The following is a 596-nucleotide window of genomic DNA, read 5'->3' as shown; positions in this document are numbered from 1 at the left end:
TCCTTCGCCTGCTCCGGAATCTGCTTGTCGACCAGCGGCGTGCGCACGAAGCCCGGACACACGACGTGCGAGCGCACGTTGTGCTTTGCGCCTTCCTTCGCCAGCACGCGGGCCAGGCCGAGCAGGCCGTGCTTGGCCGTCACGTACGCCGACTTCAGCGGCGACGCTTCGTGCGAGTGCACCGAACCCATGTAGATCACGACACCGCCGCGATCGTCCTTGTACATGTGCTTCAGCGCGGCCTTGGTCGTGAGGAACGCGCCGTCGACGTGGATCGCCTGCATCTTCTTCCAGTCGGCGAACGAATAGTTCTCGATCGGATTGACGATCTGGATGCCCGCGTTCGACACGAGGATGTCGACCGAGCCGAACGTTTCGGCCACCTTGTCGATACCGCTGTTCACGGCTTCCTCGTTCGTCACGTCCATCGCGACGCCGATCGCCTTGCCGCCTGCCTTGACGATTTCGTCAGCGACCGCGTTCGCGCCGTCCTGGTTCAGGTCGGCGATCGCGACGGCCGCGCCCGCTTTCGCGAGCTCGAGTGCGATTTCCTTGCCGATGCCGCTCGCGGCGCCCGTGACGACTGCGGTCTTGCC

Annotated in this window: 1 protein-coding gene; it reads right to left on the bottom strand. The window is 64.9% G+C overall.

Annotated elements, in window-relative coordinates:
• On the bottom strand, nucleotides 1–596 hold a 596-nt coding region (locus CFB40_RS37590), incomplete at both ends, for a 3-hydroxybutyrate dehydrogenase (protein WP_143329964.1).

The sequence above is a fragment of the Burkholderia sp. AU31652 genome (assembly GCF_002223155.1).
In the GTDB taxonomy this organism is placed as follows: Bacteria; Pseudomonadota; Gammaproteobacteria; order Burkholderiales; family Burkholderiaceae; genus Burkholderia.
The sequence above is the reverse complement of the archived record's forward strand: the minus strand, read 5'-3'. Positions and strand labels throughout refer to the sequence as shown.